This is a genomic window from Mesorhizobium sp. LMG17149 (genome assembly GCF_024518695.1).
Taxonomy (GTDB): Bacteria; Pseudomonadota; Alphaproteobacteria; order Rhizobiales; family Rhizobiaceae; genus Mesorhizobium.
Window position 1 is genome coordinate 417,014 of record NZ_JANIFL010000007.1, and the last position, 18,636, is coordinate 435,649.

Annotated in this window: 23 protein-coding genes and 1 pseudogene; 16 read left to right on the forward strand and 8 right to left on the reverse strand. The window is 64.0% G+C overall.

Features of this window, described 5'->3' with window-relative positions; all coding sequences use genetic code 11:
- The gene (locus NP945_RS19235; RefSeq protein WP_127327028.1) at positions 1–657 is read left to right on the forward strand and encodes a GntR family transcriptional regulator; all 657 of its coding nucleotides are present in this window, start codon (positions 1–3) and stop codon (positions 655–657) included.
- 8 nt (positions 658–665) lie between these two features.
- Here NP945_RS19235 and NP945_RS19240 read toward each other — a convergent pair whose 3' ends face one another.
- The 5 genes from NP945_RS19240 to NP945_RS19260 are packed head-to-tail and all read right to left on the reverse strand — an operon-like array spanning position 666 to position 5,395.
- Positions 666–1,970: an FAD-binding oxidoreductase gene (locus tag NP945_RS19240; protein WP_127276523.1), complete on the reverse strand. Its 1,305-nt coding sequence runs from the start codon at positions 1,968–1,970 to the stop codon at positions 666–668.
- Positions 1,967–2,950 (reverse strand): branched-chain amino acid ABC transporter permease, encoded by a 984-nt coding sequence (locus tag NP945_RS19245; protein ID WP_256747291.1) that lies wholly within the window; start codon positions 2,948–2,950, stop codon positions 1,967–1,969. The genes NP945_RS19240 and NP945_RS19245 overlap by 4 nt, the downstream gene beginning before the upstream one ends.
- Positions 2,947–3,855, reverse strand: a complete 909-nt coding sequence (locus NP945_RS19250) for a branched-chain amino acid ABC transporter permease (RefSeq protein ID WP_127327031.1) — start codon at positions 3,853–3,855, stop codon at positions 2,947–2,949. Before NP945_RS19250 ends, NP945_RS19245 begins: the two co-directional genes overlap by 4 nt.
- Positions 3,852–4,601 (reverse strand): ABC transporter ATP-binding protein, encoded by a 750-nt coding sequence (locus NP945_RS19255; protein ID WP_127381440.1) that lies wholly within the window; start codon positions 4,599–4,601, stop codon positions 3,852–3,854. The genes NP945_RS19250 and NP945_RS19255 overlap by 4 nt, the downstream gene beginning before the upstream one ends.
- Complete coding sequence (locus tag NP945_RS19260; RefSeq protein WP_256747243.1) at positions 4,598–5,395, reverse strand: ABC transporter ATP-binding protein; 798 nt, start codon at positions 5,393–5,395, stop codon at positions 4,598–4,600. Before NP945_RS19260 ends, NP945_RS19255 begins: the two co-directional genes overlap by 4 nt.
- A gap of 126 nt (positions 5,396–5,521) precedes the next feature.
- Between NP945_RS19260 and NP945_RS19265 the strand changes: the two genes are divergently transcribed.
- The 7 genes and pseudogenes from NP945_RS19265 to NP945_RS19295 form a co-directional block, all read left to right on the forward strand.
- Positions 5,522–6,256 (forward strand): GntR family transcriptional regulator, encoded by a 735-nt coding sequence (locus NP945_RS19265; RefSeq protein WP_127270675.1) that lies wholly within the window; start codon positions 5,522–5,524, stop codon positions 6,254–6,256.
- Positions 6,253–6,735 (forward strand): DUF3830 family protein, encoded by a 483-nt coding sequence (locus tag NP945_RS19270; protein WP_127270673.1) that lies wholly within the window; start codon positions 6,253–6,255, stop codon positions 6,733–6,735. The genes NP945_RS19265 and NP945_RS19270 overlap by 4 nt, the downstream gene beginning before the upstream one ends.
- Positions 6,736–7,089: a TIGR04076 family protein gene (locus NP945_RS19275; protein WP_127270671.1), complete on the forward strand. Its 354-nt coding sequence runs from the start codon at positions 6,736–6,738 to the stop codon at positions 7,087–7,089.
- Complete coding sequence (locus NP945_RS19280; RefSeq protein ID WP_127811104.1) at positions 7,086–8,141, forward strand: aldo/keto reductase; 1,056 nt, start codon at positions 7,086–7,088, stop codon at positions 8,139–8,141. The genes NP945_RS19275 and NP945_RS19280 overlap by 4 nt, the downstream gene beginning before the upstream one ends.
- Positions 8,138–8,566 (forward strand): DUF4440 domain-containing protein, encoded by a 429-nt coding sequence (locus NP945_RS19285; protein ID WP_127266587.1) that lies wholly within the window; start codon positions 8,138–8,140, stop codon positions 8,564–8,566. Before NP945_RS19280 ends, NP945_RS19285 begins: the two co-directional genes overlap by 4 nt.
- A 48-nt stretch (positions 8,567–8,614) precedes the next feature.
- Positions 8,615–9,874 (forward strand): ABC transporter substrate-binding protein, encoded by a 1,260-nt coding sequence (locus NP945_RS19290; RefSeq protein ID WP_013532975.1) that lies wholly within the window; start codon positions 8,615–8,617, stop codon positions 9,872–9,874.
- A 117-nt stretch (positions 9,875–9,991) separates the two neighbouring features.
- Positions 9,992–10,165, forward strand: a pseudogene (locus NP945_RS19295) (FAD-linked oxidase C-terminal domain-containing protein); the annotation flags it as partial.
- Between the two features lie 22 nt (positions 10,166–10,187).
- Here the strand turns inward: NP945_RS19295 and pcaQ are convergent.
- A complete protein-coding gene (gene pcaQ / locus NP945_RS19300; protein WP_127266585.1) occupies positions 10,188–11,105 on the reverse strand; it encodes a pca operon transcription factor PcaQ in 918 nt (305 codons plus the stop codon).
- A 92-nt stretch (positions 11,106–11,197) separates the two neighbouring features.
- Between pcaQ and pcaD the strand changes: the two genes are divergently transcribed.
- Genes pcaD through pobA form a run of 6 tightly spaced genes read left to right on the forward strand, consistent with a single transcriptional unit; the run spans position 11,198 to position 16,011 of the window.
- Positions 11,198–12,007, forward strand: coding sequence for a 3-oxoadipate enol-lactonase (pcaD, locus tag NP945_RS19305; protein ID WP_256747244.1), 810 nt, complete (start codon positions 11,198–11,200; stop codon positions 12,005–12,007).
- A complete protein-coding gene (gene pcaC / locus NP945_RS19310) occupies positions 12,000–12,407 on the forward strand; it encodes a 4-carboxymuconolactone decarboxylase (RefSeq protein WP_256747245.1) in 408 nt (135 codons plus the stop codon). Before pcaD ends, pcaC begins: the two co-directional genes overlap by 8 nt.
- Positions 12,397–13,152, forward strand: a complete 756-nt coding sequence (gene pcaH / locus NP945_RS19315) for a protocatechuate 3,4-dioxygenase subunit beta (protein WP_256747246.1) — start codon at positions 12,397–12,399, stop codon at positions 13,150–13,152. The genes pcaC and pcaH overlap by 11 nt, the downstream gene beginning before the upstream one ends.
- Positions 13,153–13,767: a protocatechuate 3,4-dioxygenase subunit alpha gene (pcaG, locus tag NP945_RS19320; protein ID WP_256747247.1), complete on the forward strand. Its 615-nt coding sequence runs from the start codon at positions 13,153–13,155 to the stop codon at positions 13,765–13,767.
- 19 nt (positions 13,768–13,786) lie between these two features.
- The gene (locus tag NP945_RS19325; RefSeq protein WP_256747248.1) at positions 13,787–14,839 is read left to right on the forward strand and encodes a 3-carboxy-cis,cis-muconate cycloisomerase; all 1,053 of its coding nucleotides are present in this window, start codon (positions 13,787–13,789) and stop codon (positions 14,837–14,839) included.
- Complete coding sequence (gene pobA, locus NP945_RS19330) at positions 14,839–16,011, forward strand: 4-hydroxybenzoate 3-monooxygenase (RefSeq protein WP_256747249.1); 1,173 nt, start codon at positions 14,839–14,841, stop codon at positions 16,009–16,011. Before NP945_RS19325 ends, pobA begins: the two co-directional genes overlap by 1 nt.
- A 10-nt stretch (positions 16,012–16,021) precedes the next feature.
- Here pobA and NP945_RS19335 read toward each other — a convergent pair whose 3' ends face one another.
- A complete protein-coding gene (locus NP945_RS19335; RefSeq protein ID WP_127266578.1) occupies positions 16,022–16,492 on the reverse strand; it encodes an NUDIX domain-containing protein in 471 nt (156 codons plus the stop codon).
- 173 nt (positions 16,493–16,665) lie between these two features.
- Between NP945_RS19335 and NP945_RS19340 the strand changes: the two genes are divergently transcribed.
- Positions 16,666–17,199, forward strand: a complete 534-nt coding sequence (locus NP945_RS19340) for a sterol desaturase family protein (protein WP_127266577.1) — start codon at positions 16,666–16,668, stop codon at positions 17,197–17,199.
- A 21-nt stretch (positions 17,200–17,220) separates the two neighbouring features.
- On the opposite strand, the gene rsgA is transcribed toward NP945_RS19340, so the two are convergent.
- Positions 17,221–18,231, reverse strand: a complete 1,011-nt coding sequence (gene rsgA / locus NP945_RS19345) for a ribosome small subunit-dependent GTPase A (RefSeq protein ID WP_164898490.1) — start codon at positions 18,229–18,231, stop codon at positions 17,221–17,223.
- Between rsgA and NP945_RS19350 the strand changes: the two genes are divergently transcribed.
- Positions 18,230–18,550 carry a hypothetical protein gene (locus tag NP945_RS19350; protein ID WP_256747250.1) on the forward strand — a complete coding sequence of 107 codons (321 nt, stop codon included), beginning with the start codon at positions 18,230–18,232 and terminating at the stop codon, positions 18,548–18,550. The two genes, rsgA and NP945_RS19350, sit on opposite strands and share 2 nt — an antisense overlap.
- Positions 18,551–18,636: the final 86 nt, after the last annotated feature.

An 18,636-nucleotide genomic window follows, 5' to 3' on the forward strand; every position in this document is an offset into this window, starting at 1 on the left:
ATGCTGAAGCTCGAACATCAAACCCTGAATGACCGCGCTTATGGCGCGCTCAAGCAGGAGTTGATTTCAGGCGGCTTCAGCCCGGGGCAGACGCTGGTTATACGCAAGCTCGCCGAGACGTTCGGCATCTCGACCACGCCAATCCGCGAGGCGCTGCAGCGGCTTGTCGCCGAGCGACTGCTCGAGATGCAGAACAACCGCTCGGTCATCGTGCCGTTGCTGTCCGCGCCTGCCTTCGAGGAACTGACGCGCATCCGTATCGCCGTCGAGGGACTGGCGGGCGAGATGGCGGCGACCAGGATGAGCGAAAGCGGGCTGGCTGACATACAGGCGACGCTCGCCGGCATGCAGCGTGCCATCGAGGCCGGCGACGCCAGGGCCTATCTCTCGTTGAACGAGGCGTTCCACTTCGCCATCTACCAGCATGCCGGCGCGCCGATCCTTTTGAACATGATCCGCGACCTCTGGGGGCGGGTTGGGCCTTATCTCAAGCTGCTGATGCAGGCCGATCGCTACATCCCGCACTCCAACGACGCGCATCGCAAGATCGTCGCCGCACTGGAGCAGCGCAGCGGCCCCACTGTGCGGGTCTTCATAGAAGAGGACATCGCGATGGCGGCCGCCGTGCTGTCGGCAAACCTTGACGCTGCCAGGTAGCCGTCGGCCTAGCTCGTCCCGTCCAGCCGGTCGCGCAGCATGCTCCAGCCGAGCAGCATGTTGGGCGCGTGCCGCAGCAAGGCATGGAACGGGATTGGCGCCGGCGACGCAAAGGGCAGCGGCAGGTCGCGGGCCTCGGTTCCAGAGGCCCAGTCCGCCAGCACCTTGCCCATCGCCGTTGTCATCGCGATGCCGCGGCCGTTGCAGGCGCGTCCGGCGATCAGGCCCGGACCGAGGTCGATCAGGTGCGGCAGGAAATCCGGTTCAACCGCTGCCATTCCCGACCAGCTGTAGGCAAGCGGCGGCAGGTCGGGCAGACCGAGATGCCGACCAAGCCTTCGCCAAATCGTCTGCGGTACGCGCGTGTCGGCACCAGCGCCAAGGATGTTCATGCCGCCGCTGATCAGCCGGTTTTCGGCGTCGAAGCGGAAGGTGAACAGATTGCGTCTGGTGTCACCGACGCCTTGCCCGCCGGGAAGCAACCGGCTGCGTACTTCACGAGGCAATGGCGCTGTCGCGATCTGGAAGACTTTCAGCGGGAAATAGGTTCGCTGCAATGACGGATTGAGGGACCAGCCATAGGCGTTGGTGGCGATCAGCACCTTGCCGGCGCGTACTGAGCCAGATGGGGTTTTCAGCATCCAGCCATCGGCTATGCGATCAACCGAGGCGACGCGCGTCTGCTCGAAGACCTTCGCGCCGGCTTTCTCCGCCGCATCGGCAAGCCCGCGCGCATAGGCGACCGGATTGAGCACGCCGCCGCAACGATCCATCCAGCCGCCGGCATAGCCCGGCACGCCCGTCAGGGCTTCGATTTCCTGCCGATCCAATGTGACTGCCGGCCGGCCAAGCTGTGCCCATTGCCCGGCACGTGACTTGACCTTCTCGAAGGCGGCAGGCGAATGCGCAGGCTGGATCCATCCGTTCTGCACGGCGTCGCAGTCGATGCCGTGCTGCCGGATCAGGCGGAAAACCAGGTCGGCGCTGCCGGCGGCGAAATCGATCAGCCTTTCGCCGCGCGACGGTCCGAGATGGGCCAGTATGTCGACTGGATCCATTTTGGCGAAGTTCGGCACGACAAAGCCCGCATTCCTGCCGGTCGCACCCCAGGCGATGAATTCGGCTTCGAGAACGGCGACGGAAAGGCCTTTCCCCGCCGCGTGCAGCGCGGTGGAAAGACCGGAAAAGCCACCGCCGACGATGGCCAGGTCGACAGCGAGCCCGCTCTGCAGCGCCGGCCGCTCGCGGCGGTTGCGGCTGACGGCATGCCACAGCGAAGCGCCATGCGTTTCCCGCCGAACCGTGGCATTCATGACGGCGAAATGCTCCTGGCCGTCGCCGCCTTCGCCCGCTTACCTAACCAGGACCGCCGCGGTCTGTCGCCGAATAGGCCGTTCGGCCGGATCAGCAGTATGACGCAGAGCATGACGCCGATGGCGGCGATCTGCAGCGCGGCGGCGCGAGCCTGCTGTTCCGGCGGGAAGAGGATGCTGGTCAGCGTGCCCGATCCGGCCCATATCGCCCACACCAGGATGCTGCCGATGACGGCGCCGAGATTGCTGCCCGAGCCGCCGACGATCAGCATCACCCAGACCTGGAAGGTCAGGATCGGCAGATAATTGTCCGGCGCGATGAAGCCGGTGAAATGCGCCTGCAGCGCGCCGGCCAGCGCCATGATGGCGCCGCCGACGGCAAAGGCCTGGACGCGGTAGAAACGCGCGCTCTTGCCAAGCGAGATCGCCGCCCGCTCATCCTCGCGCAACGCCTTCAAGACCCGCCCCCACGGGCTGCGCGACAAATGTTCCAAGGCGAGATAGGCGATCAGCGTCACCACCGAGACCACGGCAAGGTTGGACAGGTTGAACAGCAGCGGCGTCTCGGCAAGGCTGCCGAAGGGGCGCGGAATAAAACCGATGCCGAACGGGCCGCCGGTCAGTTTCTGCGCGTTGAGCGCGACCAGTTGCACCACCACGGCGACGCCGAAGGTGGTAATCGCCAGATAGTCGGATCTCAGCCGCAGCGTCGCCATGCCGGTCAGCGCTGCGGCGATGCCGCCGACGACCATGGCGCCCGCCCAGCCGACAAGGATCGGCAGGCCGAAGCCGCCCAGCCGCGCGGCATCGTCCGGTGTGGTCAGCAGCGCCGATGTGTAGGCGCCGATGGCAACGAAGCCGGCGAGGCCGACATTGAACAGCCCGGTCAGGCCCCATTGCAAATTGAGCCCCAGCGTGACCAGCGAGAAGATCAGCGCGGTGGTCAGAAAGAAGGCGCCGTAGCCGAGCAGATCCATCAGCGTTCCCTCACACCAAAGAGGCCGATCGGTCGCACGAACAGCACCGCCATCAGGATGATGAAGGAAACGGCGGCGCGCCACTCGGCGCCGATCAGCTGCACGGCACCGGCTTCGGCGAGCCCGATGATCAGGCCGCCGAGCACCGCACCGGGAATGCTGCCGATGCCGCCGAGAATGGCGGCGGCGAACATCGGCAGCAGCATGTCGAAGCCCATGAACGGGCGGATCTGCACCAGAATGCCGATCATCACGCCGGCGACGCAGGCGAGAGCGCCGCCGATGACCCAGGTGACGCGCACCACGCTGGCGACATCGATGCCGACGATGCGGGCCAGCGCCGCGTTCTGGCTCAAGGCCTGCATCGAGCGGCCGGTCTGCGTGCGCGTTATCAACAGATGCACGCCGAGCACCAGCACCGCGGTCAGCAGCAAAAGCGCGATCTGGTCGGGTGTGATGCGGATGCCGAAGCCGACCGGCATGGCGATCTGGATCGCGCGGCTGAAATAGGTCGGCCGCGAGGTGAAGGTGAATTCGAGCAGGCTTCTCAGCGCCATCGAGGCGCCGAAGCTCGCCATCACCACGATGATCGCCTGGCCTTGCGAGCGAAGCCGCGAAAACAGCACCTTGTCGAGCAGCAGCGCCAAGAGCGCGGTGAAGGCCATGCCGATAACGAGCGCAACAATGAGCGGCCAGCCGAAGGACAGCGGTGCGATCGGCGCCACCTTGCCTACTGTCGCACCGATGGCGCTGACGACGGCCAGCGTCGCATAGGTGCCCCATGCCATGAAGTCGCCATGGGCGAAGTTCGAGAAGCGCAGGATCGAATAGGTAAGCGTCACGCCGATGGCGCCGAGGCCGATCATCGAACCCGTCAGCAATCCGTCGACGACAAATTGCAGGCTCATGCCTCACCTCCTTTCCCTGCCTTAGATGGGCGCTGGCCGAGATAGAGTTCGGCGACCACCGGATCGTTCCACAATTCGGAGGCGATGCCCTCGTGCCGGTCCTTGCCTTCGACCAGGACATAGGCGCGGTCGCCGATGGCGAGCGCCGCCTTGGCATTCTGTTCGACCAGCAGGATGGTGACGCCGGACTTGCGGATGCCGGCCAGCATCTCGAACACCATCGAGACGAATTTCGGCGACAGGCCGGCCGACGGCTCGTCCAGCACCAGCACTCTGGGGTGGACGATCAGCGCCCGTGCGACAGCGAGCATCTGCCGCTGTCCGCCCGACAAATTGCCGGCGGCGGTGCGGCGCTGGCGGACGAGGTCTGGGAAGGCGGCATACATCTCCTCGATGCGGGCAGGGATTTCGCGCCGCTCGAGGACGCCGCAGGCGACCCTGAGATTGTCCTCGACCGACATCAGCGGGAAGATGTTTTCGGTCTGCGGCACGAAGGCCAGTCCAAGCCGCACCATGGTGTGGGCAGGCGCAGCGGTAATGTCCTTGCCGTCCAGAAACACCGTGCCACCGGTGATCGGGACGAGGCCGGCGATGGCCTTGATGAAGCTCGACTTGCCGGCGCCGTTGGGGCCCAGCACGACGACGATCTCGCCTTTTTTGACAGTGATCGAGGCGCCGCGCACGATCGGCACGCCGGGCTCGTAACCGGCTTCGAGGTCGCGGACATCGAGGACGATCTCGCTCATGCCGCGCCTCCGAGATAGGCCTCGATGACACGTGGGTCGCGAGCGACTTCTTCGGCCGTGCCTTCGCTGAGCAGCTGGCCGCTCGCCATGACGAGGACGCGATGGCAAAGCCGCGTCACCATATCGATATTGTGCTCGATCAGCAGGAAGGTGATGCCACGCGCGTTGATGTCCCGGATGCGGTCGATGATGACCTCCAGCAGCGTCGCGTTGACGCCGGCCGCCGGTTCGTCGAGCAGTATGATCGCCGGGTCGGCCATCATCACGCGGGCGAGTTCGAGCAGCTTGCGCTGGCCGCCGGAAAGCACCCGCGCCGGCTCATGCGCGAGATGGGTGAGGGTGACCAGTTCCAGCAGTTCGAGCGCCTTTGTCCTGGCGGCTCTTTCCTGCGCGGCGACGCGCCATGGCGTGATGAAATTGGCGAGCAGCTTTTCGCCGGCCTGGCCCTGTGCGGCCAGCATAATGTTTTCGATCAGCCTCAGATTGGGCAGCGGGCGCGGGATCTGAAAAGTTCGGCCAAGGCCATGACCGATGCGCAGGTGCGCGGCTTCGCCCGAGACAGGCGTGCCGTTGAGTAGGATCTCGCCGCTGGTCGGCAGGATGCTGCCGGCGAGCAGGTCGAACATCGTCGTCTTGCCTGCACCATTGGGGCCGATCAAGCCGAGGATTTCTCCCGCTTTGACGTCAAACGAGACATCGTTGACCGCGACAAGGCCGCCGAACCGCCTGACGACATTCCTTGCCGTCAGAACCGGCGCGCGGGTTTCCCCTTGCCGTTTGGTTGCCTCGCTCATCAAACCCTCTGGCCGAAGACGATCGTCGCCGTCTCCTGATTATGATTTGTGATCACACTTGCTTTGATCACGCTATTCGGCTTTAATTTCTTCCGCAAGCCGAAAACCGGCCAAGAACGGAATTCCATGCAAAAGGCTGCCATCGAAAAGAACAACGAGGCGATCGCGGCCCAGCTTGCGCCGGTCGGCCGCGAGACCGTGCAGGACCGTGTCTACTCCGAATTGCGCCGCGCTTTGATCGGCGGCCTGTTCGAGCCGAGCCAGGTGCTGACCATCCGTGGCCTGGCCGATGCGCTGGTCACCTCGACCATGCCGGTGCGCGAGGCGCTCGGCCGGCTGATCACGGAAAAGGCGCTGGAGGCGCTGCCCAACCGTTCGGTGCGCGTGCCGCCGATCACGCTCGAACGCCTCGATGATCTGTTGCGTGCGCGCATCCTGATCGAGGGGGAGGCGATAGCGCTGGCCGCCGCCCGCATGGGCCCGCGCCAGATCGCCACCATCGAGACCATTCTCGGTGAATGGGACGAGATGCGGGCGCTGAAGCACAAGAAGGACGTCGATCGCGAGGTGACGCTCAACCAGAGCTTTCATTTCGAGATCTACCGCTCCTGCGGCTCAGCCGTGCTGATCCCGATGATCGAGAGCCTGTGGCTGCAATCGGGGCCCTGCATCCGCGTCGCTATCTATGCCTTCTCGGAGGCCGGCGAAGTCGACACCGCCCAGTATCACCGCCGCATCGTCATGGCGCTGTCCACGCAGGATGCGCAGGCGGCGCGCGAATCGCTTGTCGCCGACATCAGCCGCCCCTTCACCTTCCTGCGCAGCAAGCTGCAGGCCGCCGCCGCGAAAGACCAGACATGACCGCCATCAGGATCACCGAGCCGCGCTCGCAGCTTTCCGTCACGGCGCTGCTGCTGCCCGAGAAGGCACCGGAAAACGCTGCCTTCCTCTCGGCCTATCTCGGCACGCCACGTGTCGTCCCTGGCATCCATGCGATGTGGACGGGGCCGGAAATCTCCTGTCCGGTTCCCGCGGCCGATCTCGAGGGCCAGGCCTATGCGAAACCGTTGCCGGCCGAGAACGCGACGCTGACGCCGCAGCCGGGCGACATCGTGCTTTCCTACGTGCCGCCACGCATGTGGGGCGGCAATCCCAATGCGATCTTCGACATCGGCCTCTACTACGGGCAGGGCGCGCGGCTCTTGTTCCCGATCGGCTGGCTGGCCGGCAGCGTGGTGGCGCAAGTGCGCGTCGAAGAGCGTGACCGGTTCGCCGCCGCTTGCGGTGTCATCCGCCGCAACGGCGCCTGCGATGTTACCTTCAGCCTGATGGAGGCTTGAATGGCCGACGACAGTTTCGAGCTGTTCGATCTTCGCGTCGAGGCGGTCATCCCGGAGGGCAAGCCGATCTATTGCGGCGCCAAGGAAGGCGACTATTTCGAACTTAAGGGCGAGATGCTGTCGATGCCGGCAGGGCAGGGTTTTTCGATCTATTCGCTGGCCGCCGTCTTGCCTCTGCTGGCGGCCAAGCAGCGCCCAACCCACCCGAACGACTGGATGACCTCGGACGCGGAGATCGCTTGTCCCGATCCCAATTGCGCCAGCCGGCTGAGGATCGTCAGGATGGCCAAGCGGCGGTTCAGCCACGCCGAGACCACGGCGGTGCCGCTGCCTAAAGAGGATGACCTGAGATGAGTGCCAAGACCTTCGAACTCGGCTCTGGCTACACCATCTCGCGCGTCATCCGCGGCGGTTGGCAGCTGGCCGGCGGCCACGGCGCCATCGACCGCAGCCAGGCGGTGGCCGATCTGATCGCCACCTTCGATGCCGGCATCTGGACCTATGATTGCGCCGACATCTACACCGGCGTCGAGGAATTGATCGGCGCCGCGCGCCTGCGACTGGCCAGTGAGCGCGGCCTCGATGTCGCCGCCCGGATGAAGGTGCACACCAAGCTGGTGCCCGACCTCGAACGGCTGGCCAGCATCAGCCGCGACTACATCAGGAGCATCGTCGACCAGTCATTGCGGCGGCTGAAGACCGAGCGGCTCGATCTCGTTCAGTTCCACTGGTGGGATTATGACCAGCCTCGCTATGTCGAGGCGATGGGCTGGCTCGACGAGCTTCGGCTTGAAGGCAAGGTGCGCAATCTCGGCACCACCAATTTCGACACGCCGCGCCTGGCTGAAATCCTTGCCGCCGGCATACCGCTGGTCAGCCAGCAGCTGCAATATTCGGTGCTCGACCAGCGGCCTGGCAACAGCTTGGCGAACCTCGCCGCCAAACACGGCGTCAGCTTCCTCTGCTATGGCTCGGTGGCCGGCGGCTTTCTCAGCGACAAATGGCTCGGCGTGGCCGAACCGGCCACGCCGCTCGAAAACCGCTCGCTGGTGAAATACAAGCTGATCATCGACGATTTCGGCGGCTGGGGCCTTTTCCAGCACCTGCTTCAGGCGCTGAAGGCCGTTGGCGACCGCCACGGCGTCGACATCGCCACCATCGCCAGCGCCTGGGTGCTGGAGCAGCCGCAAGTGGCGGCCGTCATCGTCGGCGCCCGCAACCAGGCGCATGCGCTGGCCAATGCAAAGATCATGGACGTTGCGCTCGACGCCGAAGACCGGGCGCGGATTGCCGCCGTCATCGCGCAAGGCACCGGTCTCGAGGGCGACGTCTACACGCTGGAGCGCGACCGTCACGGCCGTCACGGCTCGATCATGCACTACAACCTCAATGCGGGGAAGAAATGAGCGACGAGCCCTCCCTGTTTTCACGCGCCAGCGCCGAAATCATCGACCTGCACCGCTTCTTCGTCGACTGGTTCGTCGCTGCGCGCGCCAACACGGTGGACTTCGGCCGCTTCGAACGCGCCATGGGCAAAGACCTCAGCATGGTGGCGCCGGACGGGCAGATCCTCGACCGCGAAGCGGTCATCGATCATGTCCGCGCAAGCCGCGCTTCCTGCGACGATGGTTTTGCCATTTCGATCGAGGACATCCGGCCCGGCTGGCAGGACGCCGATACCATCGTCGTCCTCTATGTCGAAGCGCAGCTGCGCGCAGGCAAGCACAGCCGCCGCCAGTCCAGTGCCGTCTTCACCACCAGTTCATCGGCGCCCAACGGCGTTGAATGGCGACATCTGCATGAGACCTGGCTGCAGGTGCCGGAACGCTGAACAGGCTCCAGAATTCAAATACAGTCGAGTAACGAAAGGGGAACAACAATGACAAAGACGATACTCCAACTCACCACCGCGCTCGCCCTCGTCACGATGGCGGGTGCTGCGCAAGCCGCCGATTGCAAGATCACCGTCGGCCTCGTCATGGAGCTGACCGGCCCGGCCGGCGAATACGGCCAGGCCGGCGCCAAGTCGGTCGAGATGGCCTTCCGCGACATCAACGGAGCCGGCGGTGTGCGCGGCTGCGATCTCGTCACCGACACGCGCGACAGCCAGAGCCAGGGCAACATAGCGGTCGACGCAGCCACCCAGCTGGTCCAGGTCAAGAAGGTGCCGGTCATCATCGGCGGCATCATCTCCTCGGTGTCGATCCCGATTCTGACTTCGGTCACCGCACCAGCCAAGATCGTCCAGGTCTCGCCGGCTTCGTCCTCGCCGACGCTGACCGCGCTCGGCCGCGACGGCAAGACCAACGGTATCTTCTTCCGCACCATCACCTCGGATGCGCTGCAGGGCGTTGCCGCCGCCAAATACGCCATCGACAAGGGTTTCAAGAAGCTGTCGATCATCCATGTCAACAACGATTTCGGCGTCAACATGGTGGCCGAATTCTCGCGCGCCTACAAAGCGCTCGGCGGCACCATCGTCTCCGACACGCCTTACAATGAGAAGCAGTCGAGCTATGCCTCGGAAGTCACGGCGGCGATGGCCGGCGAGCCCGACGGCCTCTATCTCGTCAGCACGCCGGTCGACGGCGCTACGGTCGCCCGTACCTGGATCTCGCAGGGCGGCGTGCAGAAATTCCTGCTCAATGACGGCATGAACAGCCCTGATTTCATCGAGTCCGTCGGCGCCGACTATCTGAAGGAAGCCTACGGCACGTCCTCCGGCACCAGCCCGACGGCCTCGACGGAGTATTTCACCAAGAACTACAAGGAATTCTCCGGCATCGAACCGACCAATCCGGCGGCCGACCGCTCCTATGACGCCGGCGCGATTGTTGGTCTGGCCATCGCCATTGCCGGTTCTGAGGACCCGGCCAAGATCAAGGATGCGATGTACAAGGCCGTCGATCCGGCCGGCACGCCGATCTTTGCCGGCAAGGAAGAGTTCGCCAAGGCGCTCGGCCTGATCAAGGACGGCAAGCCGATCCGCTATGAAGGTGTCATCGGCCCTGTCGCCTTCGACAAATATGGCGACATCACCGGCCCGTTCCGCCTGTGGAAGATCGTCGACGGCAAGGTGGCAACGGACGGTGAAATGACCACCGACGATGTCAACGCGCTGCAAGCCAAGCTTCAGTAAGACAACTCTCCGGTATCGATCACGATCCATCGTGATCGATACAGGACGATTGTCCTGGTTTACATTGCCGACGGACACGGACGACGTCGCTTTGCGTGGACGAGCGTTTGCCCGGCAGGCGGCGTTTCGGCCGAACATGGCATCGGCCTCGACAAGAAGAAGTGGCTGCATCTGGTCCGCAGCGACGCCGAGATCGCCACGATGCGGCGGCTGAACGCAGCGCTTGACCCGAGAAACATCCTCAATCCGGGACGGGTCTTCGACCTCGACCCGACTGCCTTCTGCCGATGAAGATCCCGCACAGCCTGACGCATCAGCCGCTTTGCCTTGCCGCTTCGCGGATGGTCTGCAGCAGGATGGAAAAGGCCGGCGAGGGCGCGGTGTCGGTCCGCATGGTCAGGCCGACCGGTCCCTTGGTTTCCTCGGTGTTGACCGGCAGGGCGACGAAGGCGCCGCTGCCGAGTTCATTGGCAACGACGCCAGCCGAAATGATCCAGACGGCATTGCTTTGCCGCAGGAAGGCGCGGCCGAAGGAGTCTGAAACGGTTTCGATCTCGGTTGCCGGCGCCGTCATGCCGTTGGTGATGAACAGGCGGTCGACAAAGGGGCGGATGACCGATTCCCGCGTCGGCATCAGCATCGGGAATTCGTCGAGCCGTGCGAACACATCCTGTCCCGGATCAAGCAGCGGATGTCCGGCTCGCACCACGAACAGCACCGGTTCAGAATAGAGGTGCTCGAAGAAGAAGCCGGTCATGTTTTCCGGCGCCGCCAGCCTTCCGACGACGAGATCGAGCGCTCCGGTGCGCAACTGTTCGAGCAGCACGGCGTTCTCGCCGGTGACGATCTTGATCGCCGCACCTGTGTCCTCCTCGAGGAACAGGCCCATGGCGAGCGGTATCACCCGCGCCGACACTGTCGGCAGCGCACCGATGCGGATCGGGTGCCGGCTGACCGCTCCGTCCTGGCGGACGGAATCGACGCCTTGCTTGAGTGCCGTGATCGCCGTTCCGGCATGGCGAAGAAAGATCTCGCCAATGCGCGTCAGTCGGATGCCACGGCCGTCGCGCTCGACCACCGCAACCCCCAGCGCCCCTTCCAGCTCGCGCAATGTCTTGGTCACTGCCGGCGGGCTGACATGCAGCAAGTCAGCCGCTCGTGCCACGCTTCCCTGCCGCGCGACCTCCAGGAATGCCTGCAAATGGCGGAACCGGATCCGGCTCTCGGACATGAATTAATAACCCATGAGTTAATGAAACGACGCAAAATATCATTTTACCGAACCAAACGCCTTGTGCAATGTGGGGGCGGAGGACCGAAACCGTGCCATTCCTCACCATCGGCGGCATCACGCTGCACCATCGCCACATCAGGGCGAGCGGCAATGCGCGCCCTATCATATTCATCAATTCACTGGGCACCGACTTCCGGATCTGGGACGAAATTGTCTCGGCGCTCGATGGTGAAATGCCGCTGCTGGTCTATGACAAGCGCGGTCACGGGCTGTCCGACATCGGCGACATCAGGTCGATCGACGATCATGTCGATGATCTCTCGGCCCTCATCGATCATTTCGAATTGAGCAAAGTCGTGCTGTGCGGCCTGTCGGTTGGCGGCATGATCGCGCAGGGGCTCTATGCCAGGCGACCTGAAATCGTCGAAGGCCTGATCCTTTGCGACACGGCGCACAAGATCGGCACGACGGACAGCTGGAACACACGCATCGCAACGGTCGAAAGCAAGGGCATCCAGGCGATTGCCGATGGCGTGCTCAAAATGTGGTTCACCCCCGCCTTCCACGCAGCGCGTGTGGCCGAGCTCGACGGCTATAGGAACATGATGACCAGGCAAGCGCTCGCCGGTTACATCGGGACCTGCGCTGCCGTTCGCGATGCCGATTTCACCGATGCCGCACGCCGCATCGCGGTGCCGACACTCTGTGTCGCGGGCGACCAGGATGGCTCGACGCCGCCCGATCTCGTCCGCTCGCTGGCCGAGCTGATCCCCGCCGCGCGCTTCGAGATCATCCGCGACGCCGGACACATTCCTTGCGTCGAACAACCTGAAGCGCTGGTCGCCCTGATCCGCAGTTTTATCGCGTCGCTTGCCCCTGGGACAGCAACCCATGGATGAAGCCCCCGGCGACGCAGCCAGATATCGCAAGGGGCTTGCGGTGCGGCGCTCGGTACTCGGCGACCGGCATGTCGACCGGGCCGAAATCGCCGCCACCGATTTCGACCAGCCTTTCCAGGAGCTGATCACCGAGGCTGCCTGGGGAACCGTGTGGGCGCGGCCGGGCTTCACCAAGCGTGAGCGTTCGATCGTCACGCTGGCGCTGCTGGCCGCACTCGGCCATGATGAGGAGATCGCCATGCATGTGCGCGCCACCGCCAACACCGGTGCGTCGCGCGACGACATCTGCGAGGCGTTCCTGCATGTCGCCATCTATGCCGGCGTGCCGGCCGCCAACCGTGCCTTCAAGATCGCCAAGGAGGTGTTTTCGGAAATGGACGGGAGCCAGAATGCCCGCTGAGTCCGGCTCGACCCGGAGGCCCGAGACCGGCGCCTTCTTCCAGCGCGACCGGACATGGCATCCGCCGGCTCTGACGCCGAACTATAAAACCTCGGTGCTGCGCTCACCGCAAAAGGCGCCGCTGTCGTTCGACAACACGCTGTCGGAGATTGCAGGCCCGGTCTTCGGTCACGCCATGCTCGGCGAACTCGACGCCGACCTGATCCACAATTTCGCCAGGCCCGGCGAGAGCGCGCTCGGTGAGCGCATCCTCGTCTATGGGCGGGTGCTCGACGAACGTGGCGTTGGCGTGCCCGGCGCGCTGCTTGAGTTCTGGCAGGCCAATGCCGGTGGCCGCTATCGCCATAAGAGGGATGGCTATCTGGCGCCACTCGATCCGAATTTTGGCGGTTGTGGCCGAACTATTACAGGCGAGGATGGCTTCTATGCGTTTCGTACCGTCAAGCCCGGTCCCTATCCCTGGCCGAACGGGCCGAACGACTGGCGGCCTTCGCACATCCATTTCTCTGTCTTTGGTCACGGCTTTGCGCAGCGGCTGATCACGCAGATGTATTTCCAGGGCGATCCGCTGATCTGGCACTGCCCGATCGTGCGCGGCATCCCCGACAAGGCGGCCATTGAGACGCTGATCGCAACGCTCGACATGCAAGCGACGATCCCCTTCGACGCGCGCGCCTACAAGTTCGACATCGTTCTGCGCGGGCGCCGCGCGTCGCGGTTCGAAAACAGGCTGGAGGGCAATTGATTGGCCCAGTCGTTCGACCGGCTCAGGGAGAGCCCCTCGCAGACCGCCGGACCCTACGTTCATATCGGGCTGACGCCCAATTTCGGTGGCATCGGCTGCGTCTACCCGACCGACCTCGGCGCGACCATGGTCAACGACAAGACCAAGGGCGAGCGCATCGGCCTGCGCATCCGGGTGCTCGACGGCACTGGCACGCCGCTCAAGGATGCGCTGATCGAGATCTGGCAGGCGGATGCCGACGGGCTCTACAATTCGCCGGCAGAACCGCGCGGCACGGCCGATCCCAACTTCTTCGGCTGGGGCCGTTGCCCGACCGACATGGACACCGGCCTGTGTGCGTTCGAGACGATCAAGCCTGGCCGCGTCCCGTTCAACGATGGTCGCCTGATGGCGCCGCATATCACGCTCTGGATCGTCGCCCGCGGCATCAATCTCGGCCTGCACACAAGACTGTATTTTTCCGATGAGGAAAAGGCCAATGCTGAAGATCCGATCCTTGCGCGGGTCGAGCACCGCCTTCGCGTGCCGACGCTGATCGCCGAGCGCCAAGGCGATATGTATGTCTTCGACGTCCATCTCCAGGGGGAGAAGGAAACGGTCTTCTTCGACAGCTGATGCTCAGGAGGCCTGTGACATGACTGTATCGCCTTTCGACCATCCGCTGCTCTCCGCTCTTCTCGGCGACGAAGAAGCGGCGAGGCATTTTTCCGTCGAGGCGGAAATCGAGGCCATGCTGGCCTTTGAACAGGCGCTGTCGCAAGCGGAGGCCGATAACGGGATAATCTCCAAGGATGCGGGGGCAGCGATCGTGGCGGCGCTTGGCACCTTCCGGCCGAACACGGCTCTGCTGCGAGCCGGGGTCGCCAAAGACGGCGTCATGGTGCCGGAGTTGGTGCGCCAGATCAGGGCGGCGGTCGGCGAACCGCATGGCCAGAAAGTGCATTTCGGCGCGACCAGTCAGGACGTCGTCGACACGGGCCTGATGCTTCGGCTGAAACCCGTCGTCGAGCATCTCGATCTGCTGTTGACCGAAACCGTCATGCGCCTCGCCTCGCTCGAAGAGCGTTTTGGCGGCAGGGCGCTGACCGGCATGACGCGTATGCAGAAGGCGATTCAGATCAAAGTGCAGGATCGTGTGGCAGCGTGGCAGGGGCCGCTGCAACGGCATCAGGAAAGGCTGCCGGAACAGTCGAGACGCTTGCTGGTGGTGCAGTTCGGCGGTGCCGCCGGCACACTGGAAAAACTAGGCGACAAAGGAAAGGCAGTGCGCGCAGCCCTGGCCGTCAGGCTTGGTCTTGGCGACGCACCGCAATGGCAGAACCAGCGCGACGCGCTCGCTGATTTTGCCGGTTGGTTATCGCTGCTGACCGGCAGCCTCGGCAAATTCGGCCAGGACATCGCTCTGATGGCGCAAGATGGAACCGAGATCAAACTTTCCGGCGGTGGCGGCTCGTCTACCATGCCTCACAAGCAGAACCCGGTGAAGGCCGAAGCGCTGGTGGCGCTTGCCCGTTTCAACGCCACGCAGCTTGCCGGCCTGCATCACGCGCTCGTGCATGAGCAGGAGCGGTCGGGTGCTGCCTGGACCCTGGAGTGGCTATTGCTGCCGCAAATGGTCGTCGCAACGGCCGCGTCGCTGCGCCTTGCCGCCGAACTGGCCGCACAGGTCGAAAGTCTCGGCCACTGATGCGCACGCAAATCGTCGTCATCGGGTCCGGGCCGTCCGGGTTGCTGCTTGGGCAATTGCTGGCCGGCATCGGCGTCGAGACGGTCATTCTGGAACGTGCGAGCCGCGAGCACGTGCTTGGCCGCGTGCGGGCAGGGGTGCTCGAACAGGGCACCGTCGAATTGCTGGAACAGGCCGGCGCGGCGGCAAGGCTGCATGCCGAAGGGCTGCCGCATGCTGGCATCTCGCTTGCCTTCGACGGACGCTTGCATCGCATCGACCTCGAGGCGCTGACCGGCGGCAGGCATGTCACCGTCTATGGCCAGACCGAGGTGACGCATGATTTGATGGACAAGCGCGACGCGGCAGGGCTGACCACGATCTACGAGGCGGCAAATGTCGCTCTGCACGATTTCGACGGCACCGCGCCTTTCGCCACCTATGACAAGGATGGCGTCACGCATCGCATCGACTGCGACTTCGTTGCCGGCTGCGACGGTTATCATGGCGTCAGCCGCAAATCGGTGCCCGAGCGTGCGCTAAAAATCTTCGAGCGGCAGTATCCGTTCGGCTGGCTCGGCGTGCTGGCCGAGGTGCCGCCAGCCGACCGCGAACTGGTCTACGCCAATCACGAGCGGGGTTTTGCGCTGTGCTCGATGCGCTCGACGCATCGCAGCCGCTACTATGTGCAGTGCCCGCAGGACGATCGCGTGGAGGCGTGGTCGGATGAGCGCTTCTGGGACGAGTTGCGCCGCCGCTTGCCGGAGCAGACGGCGGCAAATGTCGTCACCGGCCCATCCTTCGAGAAATCGATCGCGCCGCTGCGCTCCTTCGTTGCCGAGCCAATGCGCTTCGGCAGGATGTTCCTGGTTGGCGACGCCGCCCATATCGTACCGCCGACCGGGGCGAAAGGGCTCAACCTCGCCGCCAGCGACGTGCGCTATCTCTTCGCAGGTTTGCGCGACTTCTACGTCGAGAAGTCACATGATGGCATCGATGCCTATTCCGGCAAGGCGCTGGCACGGGTCTGGAAGGCGGTGCGCTTTTCCTGGTGGATGACGACGATGCTGCACCGTTTTCCCGACACCGGCGATTTCGGCCAACGCATCCAGGAGGCCGAACTCGACTACCTCATGCACTCGCGCGCCGCATCGACCGCGCTCGCCGAGAACTATGTCGGCCTGCCTTATTGAGGGCTGCGGATCATCCCGCGCCTTGCTGCCTGGCAAGATCCAAAAGCATCGGGCGCTGCCCCTTGAGGATTTTCACCTCGGCCTCGGGCAAGGTGAACCAGCCCGCTCTGTCGACCTCCGGGAACTCCTTCAGGGATCCCGACCTTGGCGGCCATTCCATGGTGAAGCTGTTGCTCTTGATGGAGGTCACATCGATGTCGATGGTCGCCTCGACGGACCAGGCCGAGACGATCTTGCCGCCCGGTTGCCTGTAGTCGCCGAGACGAGTGAAGTATCCATCGACCTTGACGCCAAGCTCTTCCTCGGTCTCGCGTTGCGCTGCCGTCAACTCATCCTCGTCCTCGCCGACGAGGCCCTTCGGTATCGACCAGGCACCATCGTCCTTCTTCGCCCAGAAGGGTCCGCCCGGGTGAACCAGCAACACCCTGAGATCGTCGTCGCTGCGGCGATAGATCAGCAATCCCGCACTGCGTTTTGCCATTTTTGTATGTCCGTTTGCGAAGCTGGCAGCCTGCCGATGGTCCTTGAATCGTTGACGCGAACCTTGCACCAGGGGATTGCGACGCTATGTCAGGCGCGGCTGCATTGCACCTCACCCGCGAGTCCGGCAATCTGATACCATCGCCTATTTGGCGGCTCGAAGGCTAGGTGACGATGCAACTCGGTCTTATTGGCTACTACAGCGACTTCGTCGTGTATCCGCTGGTAATCGCCGTGCTGGCAGTGGCTGGGCTGCTCGAGGCCGGCGAAGAGGGTGCGCCGGGCTGGATAGGCACGGTCCTCGCCTGTCTCGGCCTCTGGACGCTGATCGAGTATGTGCTGCACAGGTTCGTTCTTCACCACATTCCCTACATCAAGGACCTGCACGACCGTCACCATGTCGAGGAGCGCAGTTCGGTGGGCACGCCGACCTGGCTCAGCCTCGGGGTGCATGCGCTGGTCGCGTTCCTGCCGGTATGGATGATCTCGGATTTAGCAACCGCGAGCGCGGTAAGCTGCGGGTTGATGCTGGGGTACCTCTGGTACATCAGCATCCACCACATGATCCATCACTGGCATCCCGCGCATCCGAGCTATCTCTACACGCTCAAGCGTCGCCACGCGGTCCATCACCACATCGACGAAGCGGCCAATTTCGGTGTGACGTCGGCGTTCTGGGATCGCGTTTTCGGGACGGCGCGGCTCTGAAGCCAGTTCAGCCTCGGCCGTTCAACGCCTCTTGCCGCGACCGCCGGGAGACTTGGCTCCGCGGGGTCCGCTCTGAGCCGGCGTGTTGTTCTGGTTTTCGTCGGACAGTTTTCGCCAGCGGGCAAGGCGCTCCGGATCGAGCGTTCCGGCCTTCAAGGCAGCCTGCACAGCGCAGCCCGGCTCATGCACATGCGTGCAGTCGCGGAACTTGCACAGTGGCGCGAGTTCGGTGATTTCGGCAAACAGCGTGTCGATGCCGGAGGCGACGTCACTGACCTGCAAAGTCCGCATGCCCGGCGTATCGATCACCCAGCCGCCGCCGGCAATGGCGTGCAGCGATCGCGACGTGGTGGTGTGGCGTCCCTTGGCATCGTGCTCGCGAATGCCTCCGGTCTGCTGCGGCGATTGCTGCCCCGATCCGGCCAGCGTGTTGACCAGCGTCGATTTGCCGACGCCGGAGGAGCCGATCAGCGCCACCGTCTGGCCGACACCGCACCAGGCAGCCAGGATGGTTGCCGCATCCGATGTCCGGGGGTTCAGCGTCACGACCGGCAATCCACGCTGCAACGCGGCAGCCTGCCTTGCATATGTCTCGGCGTCTTCAGCGGTATCGGCCTTGGTCAGCAGGATCACTGGCGTCGTTCCGGCCTCATTGGCGAGCGCCAGATAACGCTCGAGCCGGGCGGGATTGAAGTCGGCATTGCACGAGGTGACGATGAACAGCGTGTCGACATTGGCCGCGGCAAGCTGCGGCACCCTGCCGCCCTGGGTGCGGCGCTCCAGCACCGTCTTGCGGACCAGGCGGCGCTGCACAAGGTGTTCATGCCCATCGACCAGTACCCAGTCGCCGACCGCATAGTCGCCGGTGTTCGCCTGCGCCGGCAGCGTCAGATCGACCGGCCCTGCCTGGGACAGTCCGGTCAGGCGATCGCGGTGGACGGTGGCGATCCGCGTCGGGACAAGATCGGCGTCGCCGGGTTCGAGCTGGTCGCCAAAAAAATCCGTCCAGCCCAGGCCGGCAAGCGATGGCATGGAGTGGTCCGTCACGGCTTTGACCACGGCGTCGCGGACATCGGACAGTATCCCTGGCAGGTGGCGAACGGGCGAGGCGATTGCCCAAGCCGTGTATGGGCGGCATGGCGTCATTTGGCAAGCAGGCCCGGAGCCGAGAGCGAGCGGCAAGCTTCTGCAGCCCTCGATCGTCGAACTGACCATCAAGTCGACGAAACAGCGCTATCCGAAAGCGTTTGGCGGGAAAAAACGGCGGCGAGTCGCCTCAGTTTTTGAAACGTTAATGAATAATTTGACGCATGCAATATTTCTGGGTTCTATTGGTAACTGTGAAAATTGACTGAATAAGTTCCATCCAGGATTGTCGCATCCGGTCAACGGCCGCATGACTGGGGGCGGGCCGATCATGGCAGGGGATCAGGAATA